At 37.0% G+C, this 15,157-nt stretch carries 11 protein-coding genes and 2 pseudogenes; 9 read left to right on the top strand and 4 right to left on the bottom strand.

Going from position 1 to position 15,157, the window contains the following annotated elements:
* Window positions 1-60: 60 nt before the first annotated feature.
* The 3 genes and pseudogenes from D0463_RS19775 to D0463_RS19765 form a co-directional block, all read left to right on the top strand.
* The gene (locus D0463_RS19775) at window positions 61-249 is read left to right on the top strand and encodes a hypothetical protein (protein ID WP_254052700.1); all 189 of its coding nucleotides are present in this window, start codon (window positions 61-63) and stop codon (window positions 247-249) included.
* Between the two features lie 11 nt (window positions 250-260).
* Entirely contained in the window at window positions 261-608 is a 348-nt protein-coding gene (locus tag D0463_RS19770; RefSeq protein WP_254052699.1) for a hypothetical protein, read from the top strand.
* A 71-nt stretch (window positions 609-679) separates the two neighbouring features.
* Window positions 680-1,332: pseudogene (locus D0463_RS19765) on the top strand (IS3 family transposase); the annotation flags it as partial.
* Between the two features lie 197 nt (window positions 1,333-1,529).
* Here D0463_RS19765 and D0463_RS02680 read toward each other — a convergent pair.
* On the bottom strand, window positions 1,530-2,117 hold the full coding sequence (locus D0463_RS02680) for a TetR/AcrR family transcriptional regulator (protein ID WP_117304776.1): 588 nt from the start codon (window positions 2,115-2,117) through the stop codon (window positions 1,530-1,532).
* Between the two features lie 316 nt (window positions 2,118-2,433).
* On the opposite strand from D0463_RS02680, the gene D0463_RS02675 reads away from it, so the two are divergent.
* Window positions 2,434-3,120 (top strand): VOC family protein, encoded by a 687-nt coding sequence (locus D0463_RS02675; protein WP_117304774.1) that lies wholly within the window; start codon window positions 2,434-2,436, stop codon window positions 3,118-3,120.
* A 363-nt stretch (window positions 3,121-3,483) separates the two neighbouring features.
* On the opposite strand, the gene D0463_RS02665 is transcribed toward D0463_RS02675, so the two are convergent.
* Both D0463_RS02665 and D0463_RS19660 read right to left on the bottom strand, forming a co-directional pair.
* On the bottom strand, window positions 3,484-6,033 hold the full coding sequence (locus D0463_RS02665) for an AAA family ATPase (RefSeq protein WP_160118351.1): 2,550 nt from the start codon (window positions 6,031-6,033) through the stop codon (window positions 3,484-3,486).
* Window positions 6,034-6,668: 635 nt separating this feature from the next.
* Window positions 6,669-7,013: pseudogene (locus tag D0463_RS19660) on the bottom strand (iron chaperone).
* A 700-nt stretch (window positions 7,014-7,713) separates the two neighbouring features.
* Here D0463_RS19660 and D0463_RS02655 point away from each other — a divergent pair.
* Both D0463_RS02655 and D0463_RS02640 read left to right on the top strand, forming a co-directional pair.
* Window positions 7,714-8,550 (top strand): protein-glutamine gamma-glutamyltransferase, encoded by an 837-nt coding sequence (locus tag D0463_RS02655; RefSeq protein WP_117304769.1) that lies wholly within the window; start codon window positions 7,714-7,716, stop codon window positions 8,548-8,550.
* Between the two features lie 1,533 nt (window positions 8,551-10,083).
* Complete coding sequence (locus tag D0463_RS02640) at window positions 10,084-10,452, top strand: cupredoxin domain-containing protein (protein WP_254052703.1); 369 nt, start codon at window positions 10,084-10,086, stop codon at window positions 10,450-10,452.
* A 150-nt stretch (window positions 10,453-10,602) separates the two neighbouring features.
* On the opposite strand, the gene D0463_RS02635 is transcribed toward D0463_RS02640, so the two are convergent.
* Complete coding sequence (locus D0463_RS02635; RefSeq protein ID WP_117304759.1) at window positions 10,603-11,385, bottom strand: alpha/beta fold hydrolase; 783 nt, start codon at window positions 11,383-11,385, stop codon at window positions 10,603-10,605.
* A 280-nt stretch (window positions 11,386-11,665) separates the two neighbouring features.
* Here D0463_RS02635 and D0463_RS02630 point away from each other — a divergent pair, with 280 nt between their 5' ends.
* From D0463_RS02630 to D0463_RS02620, 3 genes are all read left to right on the top strand, one after another.
* Entirely contained in the window at window positions 11,666-13,198 is a 1,533-nt protein-coding gene (locus D0463_RS02630; RefSeq protein WP_117304757.1) for a multicopper oxidase family protein, read from the top strand.
* A 118-nt stretch (window positions 13,199-13,316) separates the two neighbouring features.
* Window positions 13,317-14,510 (top strand): oxalate decarboxylase family bicupin, encoded by a 1,194-nt coding sequence (locus tag D0463_RS02625; RefSeq protein WP_117304755.1) that lies wholly within the window; start codon window positions 13,317-13,319, stop codon window positions 14,508-14,510.
* Window positions 14,485-14,982, top strand: a complete 498-nt coding sequence (locus D0463_RS02620) for a TVP38/TMEM64 family protein (RefSeq protein ID WP_117304753.1) — start codon at window positions 14,485-14,487, stop codon at window positions 14,980-14,982. Before D0463_RS02625 ends, D0463_RS02620 begins: the two co-directional genes overlap by 26 nt.
* The last annotated feature ends 175 nt before the right edge of the window (window positions 14,983-15,157 follow it).

Here is a 15,157-nt window from a genome sequence, read left to right as displayed (position 1 = left end):
AGAAATATATCGTATATCCAACATATCGATAAAAATGTCTAAAAAATAGGAGATAATTTTATGGAAAAACAAATTGACCCCCGTATTCTCCGCACCCGCAAACTCATTATGGATGCGTTTATCGAGTTATCAATGAAAAAAGATTTTAAGGACATCACAATTAAAGATATTACAACTACTGCACTGTTAATCGTGCAACCTTTTATTATCATTTCGTTGACAAATATGACTTGCTTGAAAAGGTGTTAAGTGAAAGTGTTATGAGAGAAGTCATTCAAGAAGTAAGTACACATGAGGTAATTAACGAAGAGACCATTAAGGCTATTTTTTTATCCATTATTAAGTTCCAAACGTCTATCAGTAACCAATGTCAGCGAAGCTACGAGGCATTCACACCCCAAATAGAAACGATTTTTAAACAGGAACTTCAAGCCTTTTTTTTAGAGTGGGCACAAAATCAATGGCCTAACCGAAACCAAAATGAGGTAGAGGCTGTTGCGGTGATGTTAAGTTGGGCACTTTATGGAGCTGCGATGCATTGGATGCAAAATCAAACGACACAACCAGAAGATTATCTAAAGCAATTAATGCATTTCATAAAAAAATAGGAACTGTATTGATGTAAATATCTTATTATTATAATCCTAGGATCACAAAGCTCAACCGGTATTTGGCTGGTCAATTTAAGTATGTCTACAATTTGAAACGCCTTCGCAGAATTATGAAGAAATTCGATATTATCTGCCCTATTAGAAAAGCAAATCCATACAAAAGAATGATGAAGGCCACAAAAGAACATCGAGTGGTTCCCAACCTGTTAAATCGTGAATTTAAGCAAGAGATCCCTGGCAAAGTGCTTGTCACTGATATCACGTATCTAATCTACCACAATGGGCAAAGGACCAATTTCCATCATCAAAGACGGTTCAACGGGGCAAGTCCTGGCTGAACATTTGTCGGACCACATCACGATGGAGCTGGCTACCACACTTTACACAACCATAAGAAGAAACGTAACTTTAAGAAAGCTAAGGACGCACTCATTTATTCAGACCTAGAAACCCACTATACACATCCTGACTTTCAAAAACTCGTCAAGAAAATGGGACTGCGTCCGTCTATGTCTAGACGTGGCCAACTGTTGGGACAAAGCACCAATCGAGTCCTTCTTTGGCCACCTTAAAGATGAAGCAAATATAAAGACGTGTAAAACGTTAACTGAATTGAAACGTGAGATAGACAAGTATATTACCTAATCATCACAGGTATCAATGGAAGCTAAAAAAGATGACCCCTGTTCAATACAGAGATCATCTTCTTAAGGCTACCTGACCTTTTTTAGAATTGTCCTTTACAAAGGGTACATATTAGTTAACCCTGCCTTTTGTATTAACCGAAATTTTGAAAGTTGTGTTTTTACTTTCGCAGTGGCTTCCAATGTTTTCAGGATTGACGAGTTCCAGTCTTTTTCATGAAATCTATAGCCTGATAAGGCATTGAAATGGGCCGCCGTCGTCCAGCTATCAATATCAAGATTTGACGGACGAAAGAATCCGTTTCATAAACTCCATTATCTTTTCTTCTAACGAGTAATCCCCATTGTTGACGCACCAGTCGAGTACGATTCCCCTGACTATGACCAGCAGATAGTTAGTCATTTCCTTTTCACTCATATCAGTGGTGAGTTGTTCATTTGTCTGACCTAGTTTTATTATATTTTGCAAAGCAATATTCATATATAAATCTTCTTCATAAAAAATAGTGTGATCTGTAAAAAGATTATACCTCGTAATATTTAACCCCAGTTCCGTAATATACCTGGCAAGTTGGATAAAGAAGTCCTGAATGACTCCATCCACAGGCCCCGTTTGACCTTTAACATCAAAGTCCTGAAAAAGCTCTTCATCCATTTGTTTGAACAGTTTTAGATAAATATCCTCTTTTGAACTGAAGTAGTAATAAAACGAACCAACAGATACCCCGGCTTTTTTGCTTATTTCCTCGATTGTGACATCATTGAAACTTATGTTCTTCATGAGTTCCAAAGCCACATCATAAATATTTTGTTTGGTTTGAATGGACCGTTCTTTCCTCTTGGTTAGCTTCTGTTCTTTCATATGTATTACCCCTATATTAATAAATTATGATCTCGTAGAATTTCAAAAGCCCTTAAATACCATCACATAGAAGGACGCTCCATTTATGAAGTTTAAAACACGGATTAAACAAAATCAACTCCTCGCCACCTTTCAGTATGCATATGCCACTAAAAATAGGGAATTCTGTGAATGAACACATCCTAGAGGAAACTAAATCCTATTGAGGAAGTGTAATATTTTTGCTACTTTCGTGAATTAAGTTATAATAAATTTAACTGAATGATATTCAGTGAATTAAATTCAGTTAAAATCACTACAAGGAGTGGAATATTTTATGAGTCAATCCAATGAACAAGCTTTAAGACCTGCAATTAACCCGGAAGGGAACTTTATGTCACAAGAAAAAAACGACGGCATCATCCGCCCTACACTGCACCACTTCGGCATCATCACAGGCAATCTGGACGAAATGGTTGACTGGTACAACAAGGTACTCGGTACAACGACAATTCTTGAGTCTTCCACTTCGATGGGGGTAGATCAGAATCAAGCTCCTGTGGGTGCTTGGCTCACAAATGACAGGGCAAATCATCGCATTGCGTTGATGTCGTTGCCGGGTGTGAGTGAAGATAGAGACAAGAATGCTCATATTCGGATGCAGCATGTGGCATTCGAGTATGAAACGATCAATGACCTTCTGAACTCCTATGCACGTATGAAAGGAATCGGAATCACGCCTATTGCCTCAGTGGACCACGGCGCGACCACTTCTTTCTATTACAAAGATCCAGATGGCAACATGATTGAGTTGCAAGTCGACAACTTCGGTGACTGGGACAAGTCGAGAGAATACATGGGAAATTCACAAGAGATGATGAAGAACCCACTCGGAGTGCAGGTCGATCCCGATTTGATGATTGAGGCCGCCAATGGAGGTGCATCACATGATGACCTCCATCGACGGGCATTGGCTGGCGAGTTCACACCGGCTCAGCCTGTAGATCCAACCTCCATGTTGTAGGGGCAAATAACATCGGATTCGATTTCAGTTAATATCGTTGGATAACACCGCATTCTAAATAAACAAGAATCAAACCGTCACATATTCAATTAGGTTTAGGATATGTGGCGGTTTCATTTGAAATAAGACATTGTTAGAAGGAAGAGTAGGGTATGGCAAAGTAGTGTACGAATGTAGACAAAGACACATGTATTGCTTGCGGGGCTTGTGGAGCTGCAGCCTCAAACATCAAATTCCCTTTAATTAATAATCTTAAAGGATTAAATAACACACTGCCAAAAGATACATCGATTAATTGCCAAAAGCAGTGTACTTCTCAAAGTAAATAGCACTAGAGGCATCTTAAAAAAGATGCCTTTAGTGCTATTTACCATATTCATTATACATAGTAATTATATATGCGTGATCCACTAAAAAAGCTGCTCTACCAGCTGATGCCATTTGAGTTTCAACAGGTTGGTTGTGGCCCATCATCCATCGACATGATTTTTCAAATAAATCAGCCACTGTTTCTAATTCACCTATAAAATTAGGATTAAGTTTCCGAACATATCCAAATTGAATATTTGGTTCATAGCGTCTTATGATATGCTTAAAAAAGCCCTCTTCAATGATTAATTCACACCAAGTTCTAATATCTGAATATGCCTGTTTTAACTGCGCTTCTAAAATATCTCCAACACATGATTTACTTTCAATGATATTTTTATGTTTGTTTATTTTTTTGGTAGCTTCATTTAAATTTTCTAATCGGCCGCTAAAGGATTGCGTAATTATTCCTTTATTATTAGTGTCAGATTCATCTACTTTAAAAAACTTAAAATTTTCATCATTCTTTTTCTTTGGTGATAAGTTATATAAAAAATAGTAAAACATTATGTTATGTGTAAATACTATTACTTGTCTATCTTGTGATAATTTTAAAATTAGCTTTGCAAATTTTTCTGCCCTTTTATAATCTAATGATGTGACTGGATCATCAAATAAAACTGTATTATAATTTTTTCTAATATTTAAATCTGTTGCAAATTCTGCTAATGCTACAGCTTTTTGTTCGCCTTCACTCATTACATTAGATATCTTAAACTTTGTAGAGCCAACTGATTTTCCTCTAAGATTCATGCCTTTTGAAGGTTTTAATTGGATTGATACATTATCTACATCTAATTCATCACAATGTTCTTTGAAAAGAGCAACATAGTCATCTTTAACAATATGTTCAAATGCTTCCTGTGATTTCCTTGTTAAAGCTATTGTAGTCAACTTTTTCTTTACATTATTTACCTTCACACATTTTTCATCGATATTTAAATATGTATGGAATTTATCTAGTGATTGATGCATTTTTTGATGTTTCATAAATTTCTTTTTAATATCTGAAAGCGATTTTAATCGCTTCTTAATTTCAGCATCATTTCCCTCTAGAAAACTTATTCTTGTTGAGATAGTTTCAATTTCTTTATTAATTTTCATCAACAAATCTGATAAATCGATTGAGGGAACCTTACCTATCAACTCTTTTTCTTTAATACATTTTTGAAGTACTTCTTGGTTGCTCTTTATTATATTTATTGAGGACTCAATTTCTTTTATTAGGAATTCATTTTCTAGTATTGCTTTTTCCTCTCCATTTAAATTACTCATTAGATTCTTCGGCTCAAATCCATCTATTTGCTTTTTTAATGATTCTATTTCATGCGCAAATGATTTTTCAACATGATCTATATTAGTACTAATAAATTCAACGCTAGATTGAGACAATTCTTGAGAGCAAAAGATGCAGCGATCGTGCTCGTTCGGCTTCCCATTTATTGACTTATAATACTCGCCACCAAATTTAATAAATTGAAGCCAATTTTCATTAATATTATTTAGCACCGATATACTCTTTTTATATTCTTCATTTAAATTATGCTCCAATTTAATTTTGGCTTTATACTGATAAATTAACTGGTTAATTTTTTCGAAATTCTCTTCATTTAGCGTTTTAGATACCGTTTCAATTTCTTTATTCATTTCATTTAATTTAGTTTTATGTACTCGCAGTAATTTAATTTTTTCCAGAGGACTATTACTTTGTAATTCCTTTTCCTGGATACTTACCTCAGTAATTAGTTCGTTGATATCATCACTGATGGGGTATTCCGATTGCAAGAAGGAAAGTAATTCGTTCCTTTTAATTCCGGATGTTAACAATGAATTAATTTCTTCTGTGATTAATTCGTATGAAGAATCAATAAATAATTGTGCTTTCATATCTTCATACTTTTTTAAAATTGCAGTAGTTTGTTCTTTAATCTGATCTATTACCTGTGATGCTTGTTTAAAGTATTCAAATCCTTTGGGAAGAACGCTAAACGATAAGTCACTATTAATCAGTGGAATAACAGACTCACTATCCCAGACATTTATTTTTGATAAAATTTCATGAGGGACATTTATATCTACTGTTTCCTTTATACTGTCACTACCATCTTTAAAACAAATATGAATTGACTGTTCTCCAGATGTATTTGGGAGATAAACATTAGGTAAAAGTTCTAATGTTTTAAGTTGTGTATAGTAATTATTAGCAAGTTTACGAAAAGTCCTAACGTAGGAAGACTTTCCAGAACCATTTTCACCATATATCACGTTTAGATTCTTACCCAACACAAATTCACTATCTGCAGATAACGCATTTATATTAATTGGCTGAGAAATTTTTTCAATAAATAATGAATTTGCCTCTGGTTTTGATTCATTTTTAGGTATTTGAAATATAATTTCTTCCTTTGAATAAAATAGATTAATTACTTCTTTAGTAAGTTCTTTTATATCAACCTGCTCTTCTGAAAGTACAGCGTTACAAATTTTCTTTTTCCATGAATCATTTCCTGCCCATTCAATAAGAAAATCGACTGCTATTTTCAACTTAATCTCCCCTAATAGATGTTTTTTTACAAAATCCCCCAAAATCAGCTTATCACATTATTGAAGTAACGGATGTGAAATTCTTATAAGTTTCTTTTTTCCAGGCTAACTAAATTTCGTTTACAAAGTGAATATAATATTTGTATTTTTTATGTGTGTTCCAATTTGACAATACATTTATGTCATAAAAACAAAAAGACAACAGATTTTTGTCACAAAATATTGACATAAATCTGTTGTCTCGAAAATAAAAACTCAGTCATTTCGGCAAAAAAAAAGACAACACATTTATGTCTTCAGTCAATATTTGGATTCTGCATCCTTATGCACGATCCCTTCCAGGCCCTTACTACTACATATATCGAACAGTTCGATGCCCTTACCTTCAAACCAAACAGTTTTTGCAAGTCTATCAGTGTTTCTGTCATGATTAGTTCGCCGTCCAGGTTATTACCTTTTTATGGAGAAGCATCGGAGAAATAAACATATCATCACATGGGACCATCTTCCATTAAACAATCGATTGCAGCTCGCTTTATGTTACAAGTAAGTTTTGGAATTTGGATCACGGCATAAAAAAACACCAAAAAAGGATCTGATAACAGACTTTTTTTTATTTTCCTTTCTCTATTTTTTTATTTCCGCCAAAAAGTTGAACAGTCTGCCTTATCCAAAATATTAAACTCGATCATTTTCTCAAGTAATGAGAAATCAACCGGACTATCCCACTGGATACTTACCAACTCCTTGCTGTGAACATAGCCAGCCTGCACAATGTCATCAGAAAAATGATTAATCCCCTGCCCTTTCAGGGGCAACAGCCAAATGATGTTTGGCTACGCTAAAGCCAATAATAAATGTGCCGTGATTGGTAAACATAGGCTGATTCCACGCAATTTTTGGCATTAAATTTTTGGAAATTTCTTAGTTACCCAAGTCAAAACTTCTTCCGTTCGGATCCGATGTTGCGGGTTATCAATATGCGCTTAATATTCTGCGAAAAATTCCATCTTTTTCCTCCTAAAATAAAAATTACGTCGTTCAGAGAAGTCCCTCAAACCCATTCGTTGTTAAAACTCCTCACAGAACCGCTCAGACACGTTCTTAAACAACTCATATTTCCAACTATATATTTTACAACCTGGATAGTCAAAATGTCTTTAAAAGCATATTAGAGGCTTTAAAAAGTATCTGACTTATATCGCCAGCGATAGCTGGTCTGTCTAAAAGTATATAACTGTAGAGCGTCTTTTTTACAATAATTGTCCACTTCCAATAACTTCCCTAAAATGAACATAGTTGCAAAAGGCAAGCCAATCGGATTGTTGGAATTTACAAAACCGCTTCTGGGATTCGAGGCGGCTCCTGTGTCCGAACATTAAGTAAACCTGATTACCCTCCTCAGATGAAGATAACCAGGCAGGCGGAAATTATAGTTTATAAGCCATGACATTTTGATTATCCTCTATACGAAGAGTCCTTTATCCAAGGAGACATGCGGGTCCCGATGATATTCCCTACTGCTGAATGACTGACTTCGGAGAACGTTCGTAAGTAGCCTTCGTTCATTCAGTGAAGACCTTTACAGCCTTACGTATTATCTTTATACACATTAAACCGAAGAATTGAATACGCTAGGCAATAACAGAAAAGATACTTTAGCTTGGATTGAGGGATAGTATGATACAACTATTGGGAAAGCCTTTTCAACAAAGTGGCATGTGGCCGTCTGGAAGTATTGAAAGTGTAATCATTCAACGAATGCATGAAGATCCGGTGATTCATTCGTATAATTCCATTGAAGAATTATCGTTTGAACTCAAACTGCGCAAAAACATCATATTAAGTGCAAGGGCCATGAATCAAGGTCGTGCGCGGTTTGAAATCTTTGCAAGATCTCGTTGCAATGCCCAATACTGGCATTTGACAAAGGCGGGCGGATTCATGCTGAGGCGTGATGTAATGCCATCTGATGCGATCCAGGACATTTACAGGAACAGTTCACTGTATGCGTTTGAATGCGCAACGGCAACGGTGATTATCTATTACCATGCCGTTCTAAACAGTATTGGTGAACAGTTATTTAATCAAATATTCAAAAACCTTTATTTATACAGCTGGCATACCGATTCTGATCTTGGGTTACAAAGCATTGATATAGACCATTTCATTCCTGGAGATGTTGTTTATTTTAATAATCCGGACTTTGATCCAAATACCTACTGGTGGAGAGGAGAAAGTGCCGTTGTTCTTGGAGATGGCACGTATTTTGGGCATGGATTAGGTATACGTACCGCTAAACAAATGATTCAAGCTCTGAATAAAACTCGAAAGCCGGGGAGTAATCAATCAGCCTATCTGATAAATTCTGTCATTAGGCCAGCTTTTAAACATTTGGCGCAAATTTCGATACTAACTCGAGGTTATACAACTAATAAAATTCAACATCCCGTAATACACCATAACGAAAGTTCGATTTCATGTAATCGATATCTATATTATTTAAATAAGGTGTAGTACCAGATGGCCTATATTTCTCCACCTGAATGCAGCCGCTGGATCTTCAACTAAACCACCCATTAGTTGAACAAGTTAAAGCTCTCCGTTGGAGGGCTTATCTTTAATGAACAATACTTTGATACAATTCTGGTCCAATTTAGTGCTTATATCAAGCAACCTCTTGAGATTCCCACTTTGTACCAGTCTGGATATTTAGGAATATACTTTTTAAATAAAAAAACCCTTCCGAATGGCATGGATTATTCAACAAAAGCATCTTATTTTTGTATATGGTTTAACCATTGTACAGCAATTCTTTCGACCCATTCACTAAACGAGTGGCAGTTTTTAAATTCATAAACTGTATATTTAGGATATTTTTTATATGGTTTAATAAAATCAAAAAAATCATGGTCAGAAGCATATATTAGAACATCACCAGTTTGTCTTTGATACATAGTAGTATTCCCATTAGCTTCAAAAGCAAAAGATATGAAGTCAGTAGGGTCTATTGTTACTTCTACTCCTTCCTCCTTTCAATATTTATTCTTAATCCCGTTTAACTTATCTGCTATATCCCATAGTAACCCAACAATCACTCCTAAGAATATTGATATTCCATAAAGGTGTGTCATATCAGTATCAGTAATATTATTCAACCCAGTATTAACTACCCACCCCGCGACTCCTCCAGCAAATACACCTATTATTGTTAGTCCTTCACTTCATTTTTTTCAGTCTCTCCACTATGTCACACTCCTTGTATGATTACTTTACCCTAAATAAACCATACCTTTATTTATGTATTTGTCCCTCGTTAGTGTTTAAGAAGAATATTTCACAATTCTATCTATTTTTAACCATAAAAATCCAATATTCCAGATGCTTTTCCACAATCTGGCCTGATTGTTGAACCTAGATTACATATTACTATTCAACTAACCTGCCCTGTCAGTTGAATAAAAAGCTATTAATACTTAGCCTGTTTATCAAATTAATATATACACTGGAAATAGTATTAAGAGCAATCGATATTAGAAATGAAAATTGCTTGGTAAATCAAATAACCAGAACAAAAAGTCAATACCACGGTATACATTCACAGAAATAATAATGACTAAAGAAATAATAATAATGCTCATATAAGAAGATGGTAACCTTTCAAAAAACTTAACAAAAAAATATAAGGCTACGGAACTCAAAATGGCTGTCAATGTTCCAGGATAAATTAATAAGCTAATAAAAGGATTCATATGACCTCCCAATATATTATATATTCAGTTAACTACTTTGTTCTTTACACTATAATTATTCCACGAAATAAGTCCTAACTCCTTTTTTAAAGCCATCAGGTTACCGTACGCCGTCCAAATTGAGCGATTTAAGTCGATTTATATAATTAAGATGATAGACAACTTTCCCCTCCCTTTCACATACATATTAAGGAGACAAGCTGATTTGGGAGGTGTTTTTCTGAGGATTGTGTTTATTGAAAAGAAATGGTTTTTATTTTTAGCCATCTGCATCTGCTTTTTAGTTGGAGGCTGGTTTATAACAAGGCCGGAAGCTGTCGAGACATCAGGATCGTCAACTGCAGCAAAAAAATACGCCATCAATATGGTCACCGGGGAATTTAAATCCACAAGGGATGATGGGAAAGAAATTGAAGCATATCGATGGGACCCCGGGACGATTTATGTACCGAAAGATGAACCTTTAAAATTAAGCATATTTGGTGTAAATGGGAAAGAACATCCATTTTATATCGAAGGTACTAACATTAAAGGGACAGTAAAAAAAGGCAAGGAAACCGTGTTGAATTTACGTATTAAGAAAGAAGGAGTCTATCGGCTCATTTGTACCGCTCATCATGACATCAAAAATAACGGTCCAATGATCGCTTATATCGTAGTGGATTGAAACGTCAAGGCCTCCCAGTTTTATGGGAGGCTCTTTTTCTTTACTCTACTATCGGGTAAACATTAACGGTCTCATCATTTCATAATCTTCGTGCTCCAAATCGTTACGTATGTCATATACTCTATTCCTGTCATAATTTCAAAAACTATACTATCCAATAAATTGTGTCAACAGCTTGTTAAACTTGTCACGTTCTTCCCAGAAAGGACCATGACCGCTGTATTGAAACGGGACAAGCTGCGAATTTCTTATTTTTTGATTTAGTTCCTGAGCTTGTGCAAATGGGATTACTTTATCGTGAATGCCATGAATTATTAAAGTAGGGACTAATATTTTTGGTAGATCAGCATACAGCTTCTCATCTCTCAGTGAAACTATGATTGCCGCGGTAGACCAACCTGCTGCCTGTAATCCCAATTGAAAAAACCAATCCGAGAATGGGCTGGTTATATACTGAAAGAAAAAGGTGTCCGTTACTCCTCTTATCATCTTTGGCCGGTCATTTAACGTTTCAGTAAGAAGTTGATTAGCAGTTTCTTTTGTAAAGCCAGTGGGAGCTGCAGCGTCTATAAGGATAAGTTTGGATACTCCGTAACCATTGTATCGGGCCATATAACGAATCGCAATCGCGCCACCGGTGGAGTGACCCGCGAGTGTGAAATTGTCTAATTGAAGTGCACCAACTACTGTACGGATATCGTCTGCCAATTTGTCAAAATTGTAGCCACTCATTGGTTTATCCGATTTACCGTACCCCCTCCAGTCAATGCCTATACATCGATATCCCATTGCAGGAAGAACATTAAACTGATATTCAAACTGCTTATGGTTTAACGGCCAACCATGTATAAACAGGATTGTCTTGTTGCCCCCCGGATTTACATCTTCAACATATATTTTTACGCCTGGTTCTACAGTTACAAAGTAACCCACGTTGATTCCTCCATGTTAATAAAATTCTCATCTGCAATAATATACTCACTTTGGCAAATATAGGTGAATGCCTATTCATGTATGCAGGATAAATTTTAATCATTAAAATAGTAGCCGCCAGGTGAACAGCAACGTACGTCTCTTTTGTTTTTTGTATTCTGGCACAATCGCACGATTTGTTTAGGAAAGAACCATTTGAAGTTGTCATACATGGCTTGTAAGATTTATAACCTTTATAAAGAAGGTAATTCTAATTAGCAGGTTATAAAGGAGCGGAAATATGGTTCTTTCTAAATTCATAGATGAACTCCCCATTCCTCCTAGGTTGAAGCCTCGGTGGAAAAATCAGTCTCATACTTATTATGAAGTGAATATGACGGAATTTAAGCAATCACTCCATAGTGAGTTAAATGATACAACGGTATGGGGTTATGAAGGCAGCTATCCAGGACCTACCATTGAAGTAGAGACCGGAGAAAAAGTGTTTATTAAATGGATTAATAATCTTCCAGATAAGCATCTTTTGCCTGTTGACTATACGGTGCATGGTGCCCATAAGGATGTACCGGAAGTTCGAACCGTGGTACACGTACATGGCGCTTGTGTTGAATGGGAAAGCGATGGATACCCCGAGGCTTGGTTTACAAAGGGATTCAAACAAGTCGGTCCCTTTTTTAGAAAGCAAATATATCAATATGAAAATTGCAATCGAGCTTGCACACTCTGGTATCATGACCATACGCTTGGTATCACGAGGCTCAATGTATATGCTGGATTGGCAGGATTCTATCTGATCAGAGATCAGCAGGAACGTTTATTGAATTTGCCACATGGGAAATATGAGGTCCCTCTTATGATACAGGACAAGACTTTTAATAAAAATGGTTCTCTATATTACCCGAGGCAACCGGAAAAACCAGTCCCGGAGTTGGAAACGTCGATCGTTCCTGAATTTATTGGGGATACCATCCTGGTGAATGGCAAAGTATGGCCCTATTTAAAAGTGGAACCACGTAAATATCGATTTAGGTTGTTAAACGCATCCAACACCCGTTTTTACAGGATGAAGCTGGATTCAGGACAACTTTTTTATCAAATCGCGACGGATGCAGGATTGATGCAATATCCTATTGGAGTCAAAGAAATCATGTTGGCACCTGCAGAACGAGCTGATGTAATTATTGATTTTACCAATCTTCATGGCAAGAATATTATCCTGACAAATGATGCCCCCGCTCCTTTTCCAACCGGAGATCCAGTGGATGAAAATACAGGTACTGTAATGCAATTTAGAGTGACACTTCCACTGTCAAATGTTGATACAAGTGTTATTCCGGCTTATATGATGCCTCTTCCAAAAATAAACGAACAGACAGCTTCAAAGACACGATATCTAACATTAAACGACAATATGGATAAGTACGGCCGTGAATTCATGCTATTGGATAATAAACAGTGGGATGCCCCCATAACAGAAAATCCAAAATTGGGATCAACCGAAATTTGGTATCTAATTAACTTAACTACGGATGCACACCCTATTCATCTTCACTTAATTGATTTTCAAATATTAGACCGGAGAGATTTCGATGTGGAAAAGTATAACAAGGAAGGGGTTATCCATTATACGGGCCCGGCAATGCCTCCGGAACCCCAAGAACAAGGAGGGAAAGATACAGTAAGAGCTAATCCTAACCAGGTAACTAGAATTATCATGAAATTTGGTCCTTTTACCGGATTGTATGTATGGCACTGCCATATTTTGGAGCACGAGGATTATGAAATGATGAGACCATATATCGTTATCCGATGATCGACTGTATCCTGTCAATCCTCTATTCTTGCTTAACTACCGCAAGTACCTTTTTCCTGGTTAAACATAAACTGAGATATTTTATACCAACCAATCCCAACGAAGGGAGCATATCGCTTTGAAAAAAAGCCATTGGAATCAAACTTCATACGGAAATGTACCGCAGCCGATAAGGAATGATGGTGCAGGCGCAACCGATTTCGGGCCTCGAGATGTCATGAGGGATATTGAGAACCCTGACATGCTAGTTCCGCCAGCCACCGACGCAGGAGCGGTGCCTAACTTAAAATTCTCTTTTTCCGATACACATATGCAGTTAAATCACGGCGGTTGGTCACGGGAAGTAACAGTTAGAGAACTGCCGATCGCAACAACGCTTGCGGGGGTGAACATGCGCCTGACCCCTGGTGGTGTACGTGAGTTACATTGGCATAAGCAAGCAGAATGGGCCTATATGATTTTGGGTGGTGCTCGAATCACCTCGGTCGACCAGGATGGGCGGAACTTTATTGCCGATGTCGGTCCAGGAGATTTATGGTTCTTTCCAGCCGGAATTCCACACTCGATTCAAGGGCTGGAGGAAGGCTGTGAATTTCTTCTCGTCTTCGACGACGGGAACTTCTCCGAACTCAATACCTTTACTATTACCGATTGGTTCGCACATACTCCAAAGGACGTGCTGGCTGCGAATTTTGGAGTGCCTAAAAGTACCTTTGCTCACATCCCTACAAAACAGCGGTACATTTTCCAAGCAAAAGTGCCTGGCTCACTGGAAAGCCAGCATGTGTCTGATCCTTATGGTACTGTGCCAAAAAGCATGACATATCGGCTGCTTGCACAGGATCCAATCATAACTTCTGGCGGTACGGTACGTATAGTTGACTCCACCAACTTTCCCATTTCCACTTCAATCGCGGCGGCATTGGTTGAAATCAAACCCGGAGGAATGAGAGAAATGCATTGGCATCCGAATAACGATGAGTGGCAGTATTACCTCTCGGGAACCGGGCGCATGACAGTATTCGCTTCGAGTGGTAAGGCCCGAACATTTAATTATCGGGCTGGTGATGTAGGATATGTACCGTTCTCCATGGGACATTACATCCAAAATACAGGCAACCAAAGCCTATGGTTTCTGGAGATGTTCAAGAGTAATCGTTTTGCCGACGTGTCCTTAAATCAGTGGATGGCTCTGACTCCAAAAGAACTAGTACAGGATCACCTGAGTGTAGGACCGGAACTGATGAACTCATTACGGAAGGAAAAATGGCCAGTCGTCAAATACAATGGTATTCCGAAACCACCCAAATGAAATTGAAGAAAATACGCATTTACCCCTTATGTTTCTATTCTCAGCGTTTATTGCCACCATCCCGATTATCCCCTTTACTTTATTTTCTGGTTTAATGGGTGCGAAATATGGTTTGGTTGTCGGGGCACTGGTCAACTGGTTTGGAAGGATAATTTCTTCTGCCATCTATTTTTTATCTGCACGCTATTTTTTTACCGACTTTTTTAGTGTGTATTTGAAAAGGTTTAAAGGAATTGATAAATTTCAGCGAATGATTCAAAAAAACGCTTTTGTTGCCATTTTTATTGCAAGAACAATCCCTGTTATTCCTCCCCCTGTGGTTAATATATATTCGGGTGTAGTTGGCATCGCTTTTCTAACCTACATCTCATCATTGCCTAAATTATTAATAAGCGCTATCTTTTATTTGATTTTCCTCATAATCATCATCTTGTTTTATAAAACGTGGTTTAACCGACGTTTACATAACTAAAATTAAAGGTCCCTTCACCTTTTAATGTTACTTACGTTTATGAATATTTATTGCTGAGTTACTTAGGAAGCATGGTCAGTCTCCTTTTTATTAAGCTCTGTTAAATTCCATTGTTAATTTTCAAATGGTCATGGAATCTACTCGCTTTCCGCGGACGAACTGGCAAGCCTCCTCA

Source organism: Bacillus sp. V59.32b, assembly GCF_003429085.1.
Lineage (GTDB): Bacteria > Bacillota > Bacilli > Bacillales > DSM-1321 > Peribacillus.
The sequence above is the reverse complement of the archived record's forward strand: the minus strand, read 5'-3'. Positions and strand labels throughout refer to the sequence as shown.

Excerpts from the sequence above, each read along its gene's own strand:
- D0463_RS19775 (WP_254052700.1), top strand. The coding sequence starts at position 61 with ATGGAAAAACAAATTGACCCCCGTATTCTCCGCACCCGCAAACTCATT.
- D0463_RS19770 (WP_254052699.1), top strand. The coding sequence starts at position 261 with ATGAGAGAAGTCATTCAAGAAGTAAGTACACATGAGGTAATTAACGAA.
- D0463_RS02680 (WP_117304776.1), bottom strand. The coding sequence starts at position 2,117 with ATGAAAGAACAGAAGCTAACCAAGAGGAAAGAACGGTCCATTCAAACC.
- D0463_RS02675 (WP_117304774.1), top strand. The coding sequence starts at position 2,434 with ATGAGTCAATCCAATGAACAAGCTTTAAGACCTGCAATTAACCCGGAA.
- D0463_RS02655 (WP_117304769.1), top strand. The coding sequence starts at position 7,714 with ATGATACAACTATTGGGAAAGCCTTTTCAACAAAGTGGCATGTGGCCG.
- D0463_RS02630 (WP_117304757.1), top strand. The coding sequence starts at position 11,666 with ATGGTTCTTTCTAAATTCATAGATGAACTCCCCATTCCTCCTAGGTTG.
- D0463_RS02620 (WP_117304753.1), top strand. The coding sequence starts at position 14,485 with ATGGTATTCCGAAACCACCCAAATGAAATTGAAGAAAATACGCATTTA.